At 72.9% G+C, this 14,927-nt stretch carries 18 protein-coding genes; 13 read left to right on the top strand and 5 right to left on the bottom strand.

The features are described from left to right. Positions 1-9 precede the first annotated feature (9 nt). Both IH09_RS06245 and hisF read left to right on the top strand, forming a co-directional pair. A complete protein-coding gene (locus tag IH09_RS06245) occupies positions 10-435 on the top strand; it encodes a Rid family hydrolase (RefSeq protein ID WP_052854849.1) in 426 nt (141 codons plus the stop codon). A gap of 5 nt (positions 436-440) precedes the next feature. Beyond that, a complete protein-coding gene (gene hisF, locus IH09_RS06240; protein WP_052854847.1) occupies positions 441-1,196 on the top strand; it encodes an imidazole glycerol phosphate synthase subunit HisF in 756 nt (251 codons plus the stop codon). A gap of 34 nt (positions 1,197-1,230) precedes the next feature. Here the strand turns inward: hisF and IH09_RS06235 are convergent, their stop codons facing one another. From IH09_RS06235 to IH09_RS06225, 3 genes are read right to left on the bottom strand one after another with little or no spacing between them, the layout of a single operon-like run. Beyond that, positions 1,231-1,974, bottom strand: a complete 744-nt coding sequence (locus IH09_RS06235; RefSeq protein ID WP_052854845.1) for a succinate dehydrogenase/fumarate reductase iron-sulfur subunit — start codon at positions 1,972-1,974, stop codon at positions 1,231-1,233. Then, positions 1,971-3,920 carry a fumarate reductase/succinate dehydrogenase flavoprotein subunit gene (locus IH09_RS06230; RefSeq protein ID WP_052854843.1) on the bottom strand — a complete coding sequence of 650 codons (1,950 nt, stop codon included), beginning with the start codon at positions 3,918-3,920 and terminating at the stop codon, positions 1,971-1,973. Before IH09_RS06230 ends, IH09_RS06235 begins: the two co-directional genes overlap by 4 nt. A gap of 1 nt (position 3,921) precedes the next feature. After that, positions 3,922-4,626, bottom strand: a complete 705-nt coding sequence (locus IH09_RS06225; RefSeq protein ID WP_052854841.1) for a succinate dehydrogenase cytochrome b subunit — start codon at positions 4,624-4,626, stop codon at positions 3,922-3,924. 95 nt (positions 4,627-4,721) lie between these two features. On the opposite strand from IH09_RS06225, the gene IH09_RS06220 reads away from it, so the two are divergent. After that, positions 4,722-5,618 carry a LysR family transcriptional regulator gene (locus IH09_RS06220; RefSeq protein ID WP_052854839.1) on the top strand — a complete coding sequence of 299 codons (897 nt, stop codon included), beginning with the start codon at positions 4,722-4,724 and terminating at the stop codon, positions 5,616-5,618. A gap of 61 nt (positions 5,619-5,679) precedes the next feature. Here the strand turns inward: IH09_RS06220 and IH09_RS06215 are convergent, their stop codons facing one another. Continuing rightward, positions 5,680-6,312, bottom strand: a complete 633-nt coding sequence (locus IH09_RS06215) for a TIGR03085 family metal-binding protein (RefSeq protein WP_052854837.1) — start codon at positions 6,310-6,312, stop codon at positions 5,680-5,682. Between the two features lie 50 nt (positions 6,313-6,362). Next, a complete protein-coding gene (locus IH09_RS38805; RefSeq protein ID WP_172451264.1) occupies positions 6,363-6,527 on the bottom strand; it encodes a hypothetical protein in 165 nt (54 codons plus the stop codon). A gap of 32 nt (positions 6,528-6,559) precedes the next feature. Between IH09_RS38805 and hisI the strand changes: the two genes are divergently transcribed. The 10 genes from hisI (at position 6,560) to IH09_RS06165 (ending at position 14,887) form a co-directional block, all read left to right on the top strand. Beyond that, the gene (gene hisI, locus IH09_RS06210) at positions 6,560-6,973 is read left to right on the top strand and encodes a phosphoribosyl-AMP cyclohydrolase (protein WP_052854835.1); all 414 of its coding nucleotides are present in this window, start codon (positions 6,560-6,562) and stop codon (positions 6,971-6,973) included. Between the two features lie 11 nt (positions 6,974-6,984). Further along, the gene (locus IH09_RS06205; RefSeq protein WP_052854832.1) at positions 6,985-8,538 is read left to right on the top strand and encodes an anthranilate synthase component I; all 1,554 of its coding nucleotides are present in this window, start codon (positions 6,985-6,987) and stop codon (positions 8,536-8,538) included. 124 nt (positions 8,539-8,662) lie between these two features. Then, positions 8,663-9,310, top strand: a complete 648-nt coding sequence (locus IH09_RS06200; RefSeq protein ID WP_052854830.1) for a TIGR02234 family membrane protein — start codon at positions 8,663-8,665, stop codon at positions 9,308-9,310. Between the two features lie 85 nt (positions 9,311-9,395). Beyond that, positions 9,396-9,641 (top strand): HGxxPAAW family protein, encoded by a 246-nt coding sequence (locus tag IH09_RS06195; RefSeq protein ID WP_052854829.1) that lies wholly within the window; start codon positions 9,396-9,398, stop codon positions 9,639-9,641. A 166-nt stretch (positions 9,642-9,807) separates the two neighbouring features. Beyond that, positions 9,808-10,245, top strand: a complete 438-nt coding sequence (locus tag IH09_RS06190; protein WP_052854827.1) for a DUF2752 domain-containing protein — start codon at positions 9,808-9,810, stop codon at positions 10,243-10,245. A 172-nt stretch (positions 10,246-10,417) separates the two neighbouring features. After that, positions 10,418-11,227, top strand: coding sequence for an indole-3-glycerol phosphate synthase TrpC (gene trpC, locus IH09_RS06185; RefSeq protein WP_052854825.1), 810 nt, complete (start codon positions 10,418-10,420; stop codon positions 11,225-11,227). A 17-nt stretch (positions 11,228-11,244) separates the two neighbouring features. Then, positions 11,245-11,535 (top strand): tryptophan biosynthesis modulator TrpM, encoded by a 291-nt coding sequence (gene trpM / locus IH09_RS06180; protein WP_052854823.1) that lies wholly within the window; start codon positions 11,245-11,247, stop codon positions 11,533-11,535. Positions 11,536-11,820: 285 nt separating this feature from the next. Further along, positions 11,821-13,101, top strand: a complete 1,281-nt coding sequence (gene trpB / locus IH09_RS06175; RefSeq protein WP_052854821.1) for a tryptophan synthase subunit beta — start codon at positions 11,821-11,823, stop codon at positions 13,099-13,101. Continuing rightward, positions 13,101-13,919: a tryptophan synthase subunit alpha gene (gene trpA, locus IH09_RS06170; RefSeq protein WP_052854819.1), complete on the top strand. Its 819-nt coding sequence runs from the start codon at positions 13,101-13,103 to the stop codon at positions 13,917-13,919. The genes trpB and trpA overlap by 1 nt, the downstream gene beginning before the upstream one ends. A gap of 158 nt (positions 13,920-14,077) precedes the next feature. Beyond that, positions 14,078-14,887: a thioredoxin domain-containing protein gene (locus IH09_RS06165; protein ID WP_052854817.1), complete on the top strand. Its 810-nt coding sequence runs from the start codon at positions 14,078-14,080 to the stop codon at positions 14,885-14,887. The last annotated feature ends 40 nt before the right edge of the window (positions 14,888-14,927 follow it).

The raw sequence follows: 14,927 nt of genomic DNA, 5'->3' as shown, positions 1-14,927 counted from the left end.
GGCGGCGTGATGACCATCGAGCGCGTACGGACCGACAGTCCCTGGGAAGAGGCCATCGGCTTCGCACGCGCCGTGGCGGCCGGCGACCGGGTCCTGGTCGCCGGCACGATGCCGCTGGTAGACGGCGTCCTGCACGGCGACGGCGACCCCTACGAACAGACCAGGGCCGCCTTCGCCAACGCGCTGGCGGCGATCGAACCGTTCGGCCTGGGCGCCGACGCCGTCCTGCGCACCCGGATGTACCTGACCCACCTGCGCGATGTGGACGCGGTCAGCCGCGCCCACCGGGAACTCTTCGAGGCCGTCCGCCCGGCCGCGACCCTGGTCGTGGTCTCCGGCTTCGTCGACTCCCGTGTACTGGTCGAAGTAGAGCTCGAAGCCTTCCGAGGCTGCCATTCCCCGGGGGGCGACCCCCGCACCCCCGAAGGAGTCTGATCCGCATGACCCTGGCGGTCCGAGTCATCCCCTGCCTGGACGTGGACAACGGCCGGGTCGTCAAGGGCGTGAACTTCCAGAACCTGCGCGATGCGGGCGACCCCGTCGAGATGGCCAAGATCTACGGCGAGGAGGGCGCGGACGAGCTGACCTTCCTCGACATCACCGCCTCCTCCGGCGACCGCGAGACCACCTACGACGTGGTCCGCCGCACCGCCGAGCAGGTCTTCATCCCGCTGACCGTCGGCGGCGGCGTGCGCACCCCCGAGGACGTCGACAAGCTCCTGCGGGCCGGCGCCGACAAGGTGGGCGTCAACACCGCCGCCCTCGCCCGGCCCGACCTGATCCGCGAGATCGCCGAACGCTTCGGCAGCCAGGTGCTGGTGCTGTCCGTCGACGCCCGCCGCACCGCGAACGGCTCCTTCGAGGTCACCACCCACGGCGGCCGCCGCTCCGCCGGTGTCGACGCCGTCGAATGGGCGCACCGGGCGGCCGAGCTGGGCGCCGGCGAGATCCTGCTGAACTCCATGGACGCGGACGGCACCAAGGACGGCTACGACGTCGAGATGATCGAGGCGGTCCGCTCCCACGTCAGCGTCCCGGTCATCGCCTCCGGCGGCGCGGGCCGCCTGGACCACTTCGCCCCCGCCGTCGCCGCGGGCGCCGACGCGGTCCTGGCCGCCTCCGTCTTCCACTTCGGCGACCTGCGCATCGGCCAGGTCAAGGACGCCCTGCGGGAGGCGGGGCACCCGGTGCGCTGAACCGCGCCGCCCGGGTGCCCCCGCCACCGGGCCGTCAGCCGCGCTTGCGGGCGGCCCGGACGAACTCCCGGTTCATCTTCGCGATGCTGAACAGCGGGATGCCCTTGGGGCAGGCCGTCGCGCACGCACCGGTGTTCGTGCAGCCGCCGAACCCCTCCGCGTCCATCTGCCCGACCATCTCCAGCACCCGGCTCTCCCGCTCCGGGGCGCCCTGCGGCAGGGAGTTGAGGTGGACGACCTTGGCGGCGGTGAACAGCATCGCCGAGCCGTTGGGGCAGGCCGCCACGCAGGCGCCGCAGCCGATGCACTCGGCGTGCTCGAAGGCGGTGTCGGCGACCGGTTTGGGGACGGCGGTGGCGTGCGCCTCGGGCGCGGCGCCGGTCGGCGCGGTGATGTAGCCGCCGGACTGGATGACGCGGTCGAACGCGGACCGGTCCACGACCAGGTCCTTGACGACGGGGAAGGCGGCGGCCCGCCACGGCTCCACGTCGATGGTGTCGCCGTCCTGGAAGGACCGCATGTGCAGCTGGCAGGTGGTGGTGCGCTCCGGGCCGTGGGCGTCGCCGTTGATGACCAGGCTGCACGCGCCGCAGATGCCCTCGCGGCAGTCGTGGTCGAAGGCGACCGGCTCGTCACCGCCGAGGATCAGCTCCTCGTTGAGGGTGTCGAGCATCTCCAGGAACGACATGTCCTGGGAGATGCCGTCCACCTCGTAGGTGGCCATGGCTCCGGGGGAGTCGGGGTTGCGCTGGCGCCAGACGCGCAGGGTGAGCTTCATGCGTAGCTCCGCTGAGTGGGGTGGACGTACTCGAAGACAAGGTCTTCCTTGTGCAGGACGGGGGCTTCGCCGGTGCCGGTGAATTCCCAGGCGGCGGCGTAGCCGAACTCCTCGTCGCGGCGGGCGGCCTCGCCGTCCGGGGTCTGCGATTCCTCGCGGAAGTGCCCGCCGCAGGACTCGGCGCGGTGCAGCGCGTCAAGGCACATCAGCTCGGCGAGCTCCAGATAGTCGACGATGCGGTTGGCCTTCTCCAGCGACTGGTTGAACTCCTCGCCGGTGCCGGGCACCTTGATGCGGCGCCAGAACTCCGCGCGGATGTGCGGAATCCGGTCGAGGGCCTTGCGCAGCCCCGCGTCGGTGCGGGCCATCCCGCAGTACTCCCACATGAGTTCGCCGATCTCCCGGTGGAAGGAGTCGGGCGTACGGTCACCGTCGACGGCCAGCAGTTTCGCCAGCCGCTCCGTGGTCTCCGCGACGACCTGCACGGCCGCCGGATGCGTCGCGTCGACCGCATCGTCCAGCGGATGGCGCGCCAGATAGTCGTTGATCGTCGACGGCAGCACGAAATAGCCGTCCGCGAGGCCCTGCATCAGCGCGGAGGCCCCCAGCCGGTTGGCGCCATGGTCGGAGAAGTTGGCCTCCCCGATGGCGAACAGGCCCGGCACGGTGGTCTGCAGGTCGTAGTCGACCCACAGCCCGCCCATCGTGTAGTGCACGGCGGGATAGATCCGCATCGGCACCTCGTACGGGTTCTCCGCGGTGATCCGCTCGTACATGTCGAAGAGGTTGCCGTACTTCTCCTCGACCCCGGCCCGGCCCAGCCGCCCGATGGCGTCCGCGAAGTCCAGGTAGACACCCTGCCCGCCCGGTCCCACGCCGCGCCCCTCGTCGCAGACGTTCTTCGCCGCCCGGGACGCGATATCGCGCGGTACGAGATTGCCGAACGCCGGATAGATCCGCTCCAGGTAGTAGTCGCGCTCGTCCTCGGGAATCTCGTTCGGCGGCCGGGTGTCGCCCTTCGCCAGCGGCACCCAGATACGTCCGTCGTTGCGGAGCGACTCGCTCATCAGCGTCAGCTTCGACTGGTGGTCGCCGGTGCGCGGAATACAGGTCGGATGGATCTGCGTGAAACAGGGATTGGCGAAATAGGCGCCCCGCCGGTGCGCCCGCCAGATCGCCGTGGCATTGGAATTCATCGCATTGGTCGACAGGTAGAAGACGTTCCCGTAACCGCCGCTCGCCAGGACGACCGCATCCGCGAAATACGTGGTGATCCGCCCGGTGACCAGATCCCGCGCGACGATGCCCCGGGCCCGCCCGTCGACGACGATCACATCGAGCATCTCGGTACGGGCGTGGAGCGTCACGTTCCCGGCCGCTATCTGCCGGGAGAGCGCCTGATAGGCCCCCAGCAGCAGCTGCTGCCCCGTCTGGCCGCGCGCGTAGAACGTCCGGGACACCTGGACACCGCCGAACGACCGGGTGTCCAGCAGACCGCCGTACTCCCGCGCGAACGGCACGCCCTGGGCCACGCACTGGTCGATGATCTCCACCGAGATCTGGGCCAGCCGGTGCACATTCGACTCCCGCGCGCGGAAATCGCCGCCCTTCACCGTGTCGTAGAACAGCCGGTGAATGGAGTCCCCGTCGTTGCGGTAGTTCTTCGCGGCGTTGATACCGCCCTGCGCGGCGATGGAATGCGCCCGGCGCGGTGAGTCCTGATAGCAGAACTGCTCGACGTGATAGCCCTGTTCGGCCAGGGTCGCGCCGGCCGCGCCGCCCGCGAGCCCGGTGCCGACGACGATGACGGTGTGCTTGCGCCGGTTGGCCGGATTGACCAGCTTCGCCTCGAACCGCCGCCGGTCCCACCGCTCGGCGATCGGCCCCTCGGGGGCGGTACGGTCGGCGACCGGCTCACCGGTCGCGTAATCGTGGTACGAGGTCATCTCAACTCACTACTCCGGTCAGCACGGAGACGGGGACGGCGATGAAGCCGAGGGTCAGGAGGGCGGCGAGGCCGTTCGCCAGGCCCTTGAGCGGCCGGTCGAGGCCGGGCCGGTTGGCACCCAGCGTCTGCGCGGCACTCCAGAAGCCGTGCCGGATGTGCAGGCCCAGGGCGAGCATCGCGACGAGGTAGAGCGTGGCGCTGTACCAGGTGGAGAAGCTCGCCACGGCGTTCTCGTAAGGATGGCCGCTCTCGGCGCGCGGATTCACCGTCAGCGTCGTCAGATCCAGGATGTGCCACACGATGAACAGGCCGAGGATGACACCGCCCCAGCGCATGGTCCGGGTGGCGTAGCTGGCGCGGCGGCGCCGGTGCGAGTACGCCGTGGGACGGGCGGCTGTGTCGCGACGGCTGAGCTGGTACGCGGCCACGGCGTGCGTCACCACCGCGACGACCAGCACCACCCGGACGATCCACAGGAACCATTCGTGATGCAGAAACGGCTCACCGATGGTGCGCAGCCAGGCGGCGTAACCGTTGAAATCCAGCGCCCCGAAGAAGATCTTGAGGTTGCCCAGCATATGGGCGACCAGATACAGCAGCATCACGATGCCGCTGACGGCCATCGCCGTCTTCTTGCCGACGGTCGAGCGCCACAGAACGCCTGCGAAGGACGGCCGTCGGTCCGTCCGTGTGTCCAGTGCCATGAGTCCTGACGTTAAGGACCGACAGTCCTATCAGTCCAAGACATGGACCGGCTCATCTCCATAGCCAGAACCTATCGCCGCTTTACGATGCCCCCATGCAGCTCCAACAGCTCCGCTATTTCACCGCCGTGGCGGACACCCGCCACTTCACCCGCGCCGCCGAACGCGAACACGTCGCCCAGCCCTCCCTCTCCCAGCAGATCCGCTCGCTCGAAAAGGAGCTGGGCGCCGACCTCTTCCACCGCGCCCGCGGCCACATCACCCTCACCGACGCCGGCGAAACCCTCCTGCCGCTGGCCCGCCGCATCCTCGCCGACGCCGAGACCGCCCGCCGTGAAGTCCAGGAAGTCGCCCAGCTCCGCCGCGGCCGGCTGCGCCTCGGCGCCCCGCCCAGCCTCTGCGCCAGCCTCGTCCCCGACGTACTGAGCGCCTTCCACGCCGGCTACCCCGGCGTCGAACTCATCGTCCACGAGGACGGCTCCCAGGACCTCGTACGGGCACTGGCGGACGGCGAGATGGACCTCGCCCTGATCATCACGCCGCTCCCCGTCCAGGCCCCCGCGCTGATCACCTCCGAGCTGCTGCGCGAGGAACTGGTGGTGGTGTCCGCCCCCGACCGCCCCGCCCCGGTGGGCCGCCGCACCCGCATCCACGTGGCGGACCTGCGCGACCGCCCCTTCGCGATGTTCCGGCGCGGCTACGACCTGCGGGAATTCACCATCGCGGCCTGCCGGGCGGCCGGCTTCGAACCGGCCTTCACCGTCGAGGGCGGCGAGATGGACGCGGTCCTCGGCTTCGTCCGCGCGGGCCTGGGCATCGCCGTCGTCCCCAGCATGGTCGCCGAACGCTCCGGTCTGCGCATCACCCGCTTCGCCACCCCCGGCATGCACCGCGTCGTCTCCGTGGCCCACCGGGCCGACGTCTCGCCCCCGCGCGCGGCCCGCGAACTGGAACGCATCCTGCGGGAACACCTGGACCTGGGGAAGCCCTGACGGCCCTGGTCGGAGCGGCGTACGGGGAGGAGTCCGGTCGCGGACCCGCCCCGGACCCCCGTCACACCCCCAGCTTCGCCTCCATCACCTGGGCGATCGCTTCCTTGTCACCGTCCAGCTCCACATCCGCCACCGCCTGGCGCCCGAACGCGAACAGCGTCAGCTCGCCGGGCTCCCCGACCACCGTGACCACCGGCGCCCCCCGGTGCGCCACCACCGTCCGGCCGTCCGGCCGCCGCAGCACCAGCCCGACCGGCGACTTCCGCCCCAGCACCCGGGCCGCCCGCTCCAGCCGCGCCCACAGCGCATCCGCGAAGACGGGATCCAGCTCCCGCGCCGCCCAGTCCGGCTGGGCCCGCCGCACGTCCTCGGCATGGACATAGAACTCGACCGTGTTCGACGCCTCGTCGATCTGCTTGAGCGAGAACGGCGACATCCGCGGCGGCCCGGTCCTGATGAGCTGGATCAGCTCCTCGTACGGCTTCTCCGCGAACTCCGCCTGGACCCGCTCCAGCCGCGCGGCCAGCGGCTTGACGAGGATCCCGCCCGCCGCGTCGGCACGCCGCTCGCGCACCACCACATGCGCGGCCAGATCCCGCGCCGTCCAGTTCTCGCACAACGTCGGCGCCTCCGGGCCGGCGCTCTCCAACAGGTCGGCGAGAAGAAGCCGTTCGCGCTTCGCATGGGTCGACATACCGCCAGCCTACGACCGCGACCCGGCCCCTGCCACGGCACCGCCCGCCCTCAGCGCCACACCACCAGCACCACCGCCACGGCCACCGCCGCCACGAACACCGCCCCCAGCACCCGCACCGCGACCCGCGCGGCCCGGTCCGGGTCCCGCTCCGGCCCCTGGCCCCGGTGCGGGCCCGGCTCCGGCGGCGGGACGGGCGGACGCTGCTGATACATGCCAGCAGGATGCCGCACGGCACAATGGACCCATGACCAGCCGCGCCACCACAGCAGAGACCGCCGCAGCCACCGCGGACCGGGCCGCCGGATCCACCGGGACCGCGCTGGACCCCGCCATCGCCGCCCGCCTCAAGCGGGACGCCGACGGTCTGGTCCCCGCCATCGCCCAGCAGTACGACACCGGCGAGGTACTGATGCTCGGCTGGATGGACGACGAGGCGCTGCACCGCACGCTCACCACCGGCCGCTGCACGTACTGGTCCCGCAGCCGCCAGGAGTACTGGGTCAAGGGCGACACCTCCGGCCACGTCCAGCACGTCAGGTCCGTGGCGCTGGACTGCGACGCCGACACGCTCCTGGTCCGGGTCGACCAGGTCGGCGCGGCCTGCCACACCGGCGACCGCACCTGCTTCGATGCGGATGTGCTGATCACGGACCAGTAGGCTCCGCTGCCATGACCACGGGAACCACCGGTACCGCCACTCCGGACCTCGACACGTTCCGTACGCTCGCCCACGACCGCCGGGTCATCCCCGTCACCAGGCGCCTGCTCGTGGACAGCGACACCCCGGTGGGGCTCTACCGCAAACTCGCCGCCGAGCGGCCCGGCACCTTCCTCCTGGAATCCGCCGACGCGGGCGCCTCCACCGGGTCCGGCGGCGGGGGAGACCGCAGCTGGTCGCGGTTCTCGTTCATCGGCGTCCGCAGCGCCGCCACCCTGACCGCCCGCGACGGCCGGACGCACTGGCTCGGCACCCCGCCCGTCGGCGTCCCCACCGACGGCGACCCGCTCGCCGCCCTGCGCGCCACCATCGAGGCGCTGCACACCCCCCGGGACCTGATCGAGGGCGCCGGACTGCCGCCCTTCACCGGCGGCATGGTCGGCTATCTCGGCTACGACATCGTGCGGCGGCTGGAGAAGATCGGCGAGCGGGCCGCCGACGAGCTCCGGCTGCCGGAGCTGACCATGCTCCTCACCTCCGACCTCGCGGTCCTCGACCACTGGGACGGCACGGTCCTGCTGATCGCCAACGCGATCAACCACAACGACCTCGACACCGGCGTCGACGAGGCGTACGCGGACGCGGTGGCCCGCCTCGACACGATGGCCGACGACCTCGCCCGCCCCGCGCCGGCCGGCGCCGCGGCGCTGCCGCCCTCCGAGCTGCCGCCGTACACCGCGGAGTGGGGCGGCGCCGCCTACCAGCGGGCCGTCGAGGACGTCAAGGAGCGCATCCGGGCCGGTGAGGCGTTCCAGGTGGTGCCCTCCCAGCGCTTCGAAACCCCCTGTACGGCGAGCGCGTTGGACGTGTACCGGGTGCTGCGGGCCACCAACCCCAGCCCGTACATGTACCTCTTCCGCTTCGAGGGCGGCGTGGACGTCGTCGGCTCCAGCCCCGAGGCGCTGGTCAAGGTCGAGGCCGGCCGGGCGATGGTGCACCCCATCGCCGGCACCCGCCCGCGCGGCGCCACCCTCCCGGAGGACCAGGCCCTCGCCGCCGAGCTGCTGGCCGACCCGAAGGAGCGCGCCGAGCATCTGATGCTCGTCGACCTGGGCCGCAACGATCTGGGGCGGGTCTGCGAGCCGGGCAGCGTCGAGGTCGTCGACTTCATGTCGGTGGAGCGCTACAGCCACGTCATGCACATCGTCTCGACCGTCACCGGACGGGTCGCCGCGGGCCGCACCGCCTTCGACGTCCTCACCGCCTGCTTCCCCGCCGGCACCCTCTCCGGCGCCCCCAAACCGCGCGCCATGCAGATCATCGAGGAACTGGAGCCGACCCGGCGCGGGCTGTACGGCGGCTGCGTGGGCTATCTCGACTTCGCCGGCGACTCCGACACCGCCATCGCGATCCGTACCGCCCTGCTGCGGAACGGCACCGCCTACGTCCAGGCGGGCGCCGGTGTCGTCGCCGACTCCGACCCGGTCGCCGAGGACACCGAATGCCGCAACAAGGCGGCCGCGGTGCTGCGCGCGGTGCACACCGCGAACCGGCTGGGCACCTGACGGACCGGCCGGGCGGACGGACGGGCCGGGCTCCCGGCGCGGCCACGCCCCGCACCGGCCTGCCCGCACGGGTACGGCACCCCGGGCGCCGGACCCCACCCGCCCGTACGCGATAGTGGGGCATGTGAGTGCCGCACCCGAGCCCCGTACCGACGCCGCGCCCCCGAAGGCCGCCGCGCCCCGCAGTGCCACGCGCACTCTCGCCCTCGCGCTGCTGTCCGGCGCGGCCGGCGCCGGCCTCGCGCTGCTCGCCTCCGGCCGCACCTGGGCCGAGGGCTCCGCGACGCTCGCGCAGGGCGAGCTGCCCAGCAGCGTCACCGGCGCCGATGTGACGGGCGTGCCCGGCGCGCTCGCCATCGTCGGCCTGGCCGCGCTGGTCGCCGTCTTCGCGGTGCGCCGGGCCGGCCGGATCGCCGTCGCCGCGCTGCTGGCGCTCAGCGGCCTGGGCACCGCCGTCGCCGCGGTCCTCGGCCGCTCCGACACCTCGGCGCTCAAAGAGAAGGCGGCCCTCGCGGTCGGCCTGAGCGGCACCGATGTGCATCACGTCACACATTCCGGCTGGCCGTGGGTGGCCGCCGCCGGCGGTCTGCTGCTGCTGGTCGCCGGTGCGCTCGCACTGCTCCACGGCCGCTACTGGCCTGCGATGTCCGGGCGTTACGAGCGCACGCCGGACGGCGCCCGCGGTCCGCGCCGCGCCGCGGCCGCGCCGGACCTGGCCCGCCCGGAAGAGATCTGGAAGTCCCTGGACCGGGGCGAGGACCCCACCCGGTAGCCGGGCTTCACCGGCCATCGGGGACAATGGCGAAGAGGTATCACCGCGGCCGGACCCCGGCGCGAAAGATCAACGAGGAGCACTCATGTCGAGCAGTGGCCACGGACACACTCCCGCCGCATGGACCGGCGTCATCATCTCGTTCATCGGCTTCTGTGTCGCCGGCCTGTTCATGGTGGCGGCGAACGTCCCCGGATTCTGGGCGGGCATGGTCCTGATCGTCCTCGGTGCCGTGGTCGGCGGCCTGATGCGGCTGGCCGGGCTGGGCTCGACCCCGAAGCGGTCGGCGCAGGCCCCCGTACCGGCGGGCGTGCAGCCGCAGGAGGGCTGACCTCCGCTCCCGTGGCGCCGGATACCGGCGCCACACCGGCAGCACCCCACGCAGGCGCCGCTTCCCGGCCCGTACGCACCCCCGGTGCCGTACCCGCCGTCCGTGCCCACCCCGGACGGCGGCCGAGAAGCTGCGCCTTCGCGCGTCCGGCGGCACCATCGGCACCGTGAACGCTCCCGTGGCCCCGCCGACGACCCGCCGCCGCGGTCCGGTCCGCAGGCTGGCGGCGCCCCTCGGCGTCCTGGCGGCCGGCGCCGCCGCCTTCGCGTACGTCGGCGCCGTCGACCCGCGCCACCCCGGCCACTATCCGGTCTGCCCGCTGCTCCACCTCACCGGCCTCTACTGCCCGGCCTGCGGCGGACTGCGCAGCGCGTACGCCGTCGCGCACGGCGACCTCGGCGCCGCGCTGGGCGCCAACGCCCTCGCGGTCGCCGCCTACGCCGCCTGCGCGGTCTTCTGGGTGGTCTGGACCGTCCGGGCGGCGAGCGGCCGCCGTACACCGGGCCCGCAGCCCCGGGCCGTCCACTGGTGGGCGCTGGGCGCTCTGCTGCTGGTCTTCACGGTGGTCCGCAACCTCCCCTTCGGCGCCGCCCTCGTCCCGTGACCGCCCGCCCGCGCACACCGCCGTAATGGCCACAGATGTCCAGGTAGTGGGACTGATGTCCACCGGGTGCGTGACCTGTGCCCCCCGCCGGATACCATCGAAGTGTCTGGGGGACGGCACCTCGCCCCGCGGGCACTGTCCACCTCCACCGCTGAAGAAGGAGGCCGCTCGCGTGAGTGTGCTCGACGAGATCATCGACGGAGTCCGCGCCGACCTCGCCGAGCGGCAGGCGCGCGTCGGCATCGACGAGCTCAAGGAACGGGCCCGCAAGGCACGCCCCGCCAAGGACGGTGTCGCCGCCCTCAAGGGCGAGAGCGTCACGGTGATCTGCGAGGTCAAGCGCTCCAGCCCGTCCAAGGGCGCGCTCGCCGCGATCGCCGACCCCGCCGGACTCGCCGCCGACTACGAGGCGGGCGGCGCCGCGGTCATCTCCGTCCTCACCGAACAGCGCCGCTTCGGCGGTTCGCTGGCCGACCTCGAAGCCGTCCGCGCCAAGGTGGACATCCCGGTCCTGCGCAAGGACTTCATCGTCACCGCCTACCAGCTGTGGGAGGCCCGCGCGTACGGCGCCGACCTGGCGCTGCTGATCGTCGCCGCGCTGGAGCAGGAGGCCCTGGTCTCGCTCATCGAGCGGGCCGAGTCGATCGGGCTGACGCCGCTGGTCGAGGTGCACGACGAGGACGAGGTGGCCCGCGCGGTCGACGCCGGCGCCAGGATCATCGGCGTCAACGCGCGGAACCTCAAGACGCTGGAGGTCGACCGCGGCAACTTCGCCCGGGTCGCCCCCGAGATCCCGGACCATATCGTCAAGATCGCCGAGTCCGGGGTGCGCGGGCCGCACGACCTGATCGCGTACGCCAACGACGGCGCGGACGCCGTGCTCGTCGGCGAATCCCTCGTCACCGGCAAGGACCCCAGGACCGCGGTCGCCGACCTGGTCGCCGCGGGCTCCCACCCGGCCATCCGCCACGGCCGGTCCTGAGCGGCCGGGACCCTGATATGACCGCCTCCGCCGCCGGCCTCCGCCGCCCCGCCCCGGGTACGCACCCGGGCCGGGCGGGCGCGGGTGCCGCGGCGGGCGCCGCCCGGCTGCCGCACCCGGCGCCGGGCCACGGCCACCGGCCGCCCCGCAACCGCCGCCCCGAGCCCAAGCGCTCCGCGCTGCCCTCCTGGCACCGCGGCTGCCGGGCGCCCGCCCGTCGGGTGCTCGGCCGGCGGGTCAGGTATCACATCGGCGCCGAGCCGGGACAGGTCAACGGCAGGAGATGGCCGGCGGGGTCCGCGCGCTGACGCGCCGGCCCCGCGCCGGCGCAGGGGTACCCAGGGGCACGGCGGTCATCCGACCGCTGCGCCACGGCCCCCGCCGTCCGTCGGCCATCCGCCGGCGGCGGCGCCCCGCGCGGTGACCGCGCCGGTCCGGCCTCCCGAGGGCGCCGGACGGCCCGTCCACGGAACCGGTACGAGCCGCTTCCGCGACCACCGCGACCCGGCACAGCGCGCACCGCACGGCGTGATGCCCGTATTCCGACCTACCCAGACTTCCGGGGCGGCTGCCCCGGCCTAGGAGTGCGTCAGATGTCCTCCGAGTTCTTCATTCCCGACCCCGACGGTCAGGTCCCCAGCGCCCAGGGCTACTTCGGTGCCTTCGGCGGCAAGTTCATCCCCGAGGCGCTGGTCGCCGCGGTCGACGAGGTCGCCGCCGAGTACGAGAAGGCCAAGGCGGACCCCGCCTTCGCGGCCGAGCTCGACGACCTCATGGTCCACTACACCGGGCGCCCCAGCGCGCTCACCGAGGTGCCGCGGTTCGCCGAACACGCGGGCGGCGCCCGGGTGTTCCTCAAGCGCGAGGATCTCAACCACACCGGCTCCCACAAGATCAACAATGTGCTGGGGCAGGCACTGCTCACCAAGCGGATGGGCAAGACGCGGGTCATCGCGGAGACCGGCGCCGGCCAGCACGGCGTGGCCACCGCGACCGCCTGTGCCCTCTTCGGCCTCGACTGCACCATCTACATGGGCGAGGTCGACACCCGGCGACAGGCCCTCAACGTCGCCCGGATGCGGATGCTCGGCGCCGAGGTCGTCTCCGTGACGTCCGGCAGCCGCACCCTCAAGGACGCCATCAACGAGGCGTTCCGCGACTGGGTCGCCAACGTCGACCGCACCCACTACCTCTTCGGCACGGTCGCCGGACCGCACCCCTTCCCGGTGCTGGTCCGCGACTTCCACCGGGTCATCGGTGTCGAGGCCAGGCGGCAGATCCTGGAGCGCGCCGGCCGCCTCCCGGACGCGGCGCTGGCCTGCGTCGGCGGCGGCTCCAACGCCATCGGCCTCTTCCACGCCTTCCTCCCCGACGAGACGGTCCGCCTGATCGGCTGCGAGCCGGGCGGGCACGGCGTCGAGACCGGCGAGCACGCGGCCACCCTCACCGAGGGCACCCCGGGCATCCTGCACGGTTCGCGCTCCTACGTTCTCCAGGACGAGGACGGCCAGATCACCGAGCCGTACTCGATCTCCGCCGGACTGGACTACCCGGGCATCGGCCCGGAGCACTCCTACCTCAAGGACACCGGCCGCGCCGAGTACCGCGCGGTCACCGACGACGCGGCGATGCAGGCGCTGCGGCTGCTGTCGCGGACCGAGGGCATCATCCCGGCCATCGAGAGCGCGCACGCGCTGGCCGGCGCCCTGGAGGTCGGCCGCGAGCTGGGCCCGGACGGCCTGCTGCTGGTCAACCTCTCCGGCCGGGGCGACAAGGACATGGACACCGCGGCCCGCTACTTCGGCCTGTACGACGACGAGGGCCGCGGCGCCGCCCGCGGCGAGGACCGGCCGGCAGACCAGGAGGAGAAGTGATGTCGGGCAACGTGGAACTGCTGACCTCGGTGCTGGCCACCGCCCGCGCCGAGAACCGGGCCGCGCTCGTCGGCTACCTCCCGGCCGGTTTCCCGACCGTGGACGGCGGCGTGGCGGCGATGACCGCGATGCTGGCGGGCGGCTGCGACATCGTCGAGGTCGGACTGCCGCACAGCGACCCGGTCCTGGACGGGCCGGTGATCCAGACCGCCGACGACATCGCGCTGCGCGGCGGGGTGAAGATCGTCGACGTGCTCCGCACGGTCGGTGAGGTGCACGCCGCCACCGGCGCGCCGGTGCTCTGCATGACGTACTGGAACCCCGTCGACCGCTACGGCGTCGAGCGGTTCGCGGCCGAGCTGGCCGCGGCGGGCGGCGCCGGCTGCATCCTGCCCGACCTGCCGGTCGAGGAGTCCGAGGGGTGGCGCAAGGCCGCCGAACAGCACGGCCTGGCCACCGTCTTCGTGGTCGCGCCGAGCAGCCGGGACGAGCGGCTCGCCAAGATCACCGCGGCCGGCACCGGCTTCGTCTACGCCGCCTCCCTGATGGGGGTCACCGGCACCCGCGAATCGGTCGGCCGCGAGGCGCAGGACCTGGTGCGCCGCACCCGCGCCACCACGGACCTGCCGGTGTGCGTCGGGCTCGGCGTCTCCAATCCCGAACAGGCCGCGGAGGTCGCCCAGTTCGCGGACGGCGTGATCGTCGGCTCGGCGTTCGTCAAGCGCCTGCTGGCGGCGGACGGCGATCCGGCGGCCGGTCTCGCCGGGGTACGCGCCCTGGCGGGCGAGCTGGCCGCGGGCGTGCGCAGCCGCGGATAGCGCCGCGGGGCACCGCGCGCGGCTCGGGGCCCGGTCGCGCGCGAGCTGGGCCGGACCGGGTACGTGTGTACGGCGGCCCGGCGGGCGCCGTCCCCCGATAGGGCGAACATCGGTGCGGAGGGGTGCGACGGCACCCCTCCGCTTCGTTGTCCAGGGGCGTGAGCCAGAAGAATCATGACGGTAAGAGCAGCGCCCGCGAGCGGCTGCAAGCACAGCGCGAGAAGGAGAGGGCACGGTCCCGGCGCGGCCGGCAGGCGATCGTCGCCGGAGCGGTGGTGGCGGTGCTGGCCATCGCGGGCGGCGTCGCCGTCTGGGTCTCGTCCGACGCGGGCGAGGAGAGCGGCAGCACGGAAGCGGCGCTCCCCAAGGGGACGACCGACGGCGACAAACCGGCCGTCCCGGTGGGCCTGCGCGGCGCCCCGTCCACCCTCACGGTCTGGGAGGACTTCCGCTGCCCCGCCTGCCGGCAGTTCGAGACCGGCTTCCGCCCGGTCATCCACGAACTGGAGGACTCCGGCGAGCTCCGGTCCGAGTACCACCTCGCGACGATCATCGACGGCAACGCCGGCGGCCGGGGATCCCTCAACGCCGCCAACGCCGCGCTCTGCGCCCAGCAGGCCGGCCGGTTCCGCGAGTACCACGACGTGCTCTACACCCACCAACCCCCCGAGCAGCAGGACAAGTTCGCCGGCAAGAAGTACCTCCTGGAACTGGCCGGCAAGGTGCAGGGGCTGGTGACGGAGTCCTTCACCCGGTGCGTCGACGACGGGACGTACGACGCCTTCGTGCAGAAGTCCAACGCCGCCTTCACCAGCTCCGGATACCGCGGTACGCCGACCGTGCTGCTCAACGGCAAGGACCTGGCGACGGTGAAGAACGGGCAGTTCACCCCCGCGGAGTTCAAGAAGATGGTGCGGGACGCCAACAAGGGCAAACAGCCGGGCCGCAGCGCCGCCCCCGCCTCGTAGCGGCCGGCCGCGCCGGACACCCCGCGCCACGGCGCGGCCC

The organism is Streptomyces celluloflavus, assembly GCA_000720995.1.
Lineage (GTDB): Bacteria > Actinomycetota > Actinomycetes > Streptomycetales > Streptomycetaceae > Streptomyces > Streptomyces celluloflavus.
Note: the sequence above shows the minus strand (reverse complement) of the source record. Positions and strands in the feature narration are given on the sequence as shown.

What these genes read in the sequence shown, in the direction of transcription:
- IH09_RS06245 (WP_052854849.1), top strand. Translation starts at nt 10, where the DNA reads ATGACCATCGAGCGCGTACGGACCGACAGTCCCTGGGAAGAGGCCATC.
- hisF (WP_052854847.1), top strand. Translation starts at nt 441, where the DNA reads ATGACCCTGGCGGTCCGAGTCATCCCCTGCCTGGACGTGGACAACGGC.
- IH09_RS06235 (WP_052854845.1), bottom strand. Translation starts at nt 1,974, where the DNA reads ATGAAGCTCACCCTGCGCGTCTGGCGCCAGCGCAACCCCGACTCCCCC.
- IH09_RS06230 (WP_052854843.1), bottom strand. Translation starts at nt 3,920, where the DNA reads ATGACCTCGTACCACGATTACGCGACCGGTGAGCCGGTCGCCGACCGT.
- IH09_RS06225 (WP_052854841.1), bottom strand. Translation starts at nt 4,626, where the DNA reads ATGGCACTGGACACACGGACGGACCGACGGCCGTCCTTCGCAGGCGTT.
- IH09_RS06220 (WP_052854839.1), top strand. Translation starts at nt 4,722, where the DNA reads ATGCAGCTCCAACAGCTCCGCTATTTCACCGCCGTGGCGGACACCCGC.
- IH09_RS06215 (WP_052854837.1), bottom strand. Translation starts at nt 6,312, where the DNA reads ATGTCGACCCATGCGAAGCGCGAACGGCTTCTTCTCGCCGACCTGTTG.
- IH09_RS38805 (WP_172451264.1), bottom strand. Translation starts at nt 6,527, where the DNA reads ATGTATCAGCAGCGTCCGCCCGTCCCGCCGCCGGAGCCGGGCCCGCAC.
- hisI (WP_052854835.1), top strand. Translation starts at nt 6,560, where the DNA reads ATGACCAGCCGCGCCACCACAGCAGAGACCGCCGCAGCCACCGCGGAC.
- IH09_RS06205 (WP_052854832.1), top strand. Translation starts at nt 6,985, where the DNA reads ATGACCACGGGAACCACCGGTACCGCCACTCCGGACCTCGACACGTTC.
- IH09_RS06195 (WP_052854829.1), top strand. Translation starts at nt 9,396, where the DNA reads ATGTCGAGCAGTGGCCACGGACACACTCCCGCCGCATGGACCGGCGTC.
- trpM (WP_052854823.1), top strand. Translation starts at nt 11,245, where the DNA reads ATGACCGCCTCCGCCGCCGGCCTCCGCCGCCCCGCCCCGGGTACGCAC.
- trpB (WP_052854821.1), top strand. Translation starts at nt 11,821, where the DNA reads ATGTCCTCCGAGTTCTTCATTCCCGACCCCGACGGTCAGGTCCCCAGC.
- trpA (WP_052854819.1), top strand. Translation starts at nt 13,101, where the DNA reads ATGTCGGGCAACGTGGAACTGCTGACCTCGGTGCTGGCCACCGCCCGC.